Source organism: Microvirga sp. HBU67558 (genome assembly GCF_018069605.1).
Taxonomy (GTDB): Bacteria; Pseudomonadota; Alphaproteobacteria; order Rhizobiales; family Beijerinckiaceae; genus Microvirga; species Microvirga terrae.
Map to the genome: position 1 here is coordinate 1 of NZ_JAGPUP010000075.1, position 266 is coordinate 266.

The following is a 266-nucleotide window of genomic DNA, read 5'->3' on the forward strand; positions in this document are numbered from 1 at the left end:
AAGGGTGGGCTTCTCTACAACTTTCCCACCAAGGACGCGCTACTCCAAGGCATGGTCCAGCGCATTGTCGACGAGGTTGCTGCAGAGCGGGAGGCACTCCGCGCTCAAGCCGAGCCCGGGCGCAACCTCGAAGCGCGCCTGTGTACGGCGGCGTTGCTCAAGCTGCGTCAGGGCAGGACGAAGGAGGTCGCCAATGGCATGCTGGCCGCCTCGGCCGAGAGCCCGCACCTGCTTGATCCGGTGCGCAAGGTCATCCAGGCGACCCT

General features: G+C 65.8%; 1 pseudogene. It reads left to right on the top strand.

From position 1 onward, the window contains the following. Positions 1-266, top strand: a pseudogene (locus tag KBI52_RS00290) (TetR/AcrR family transcriptional regulator); the annotation flags it as partial.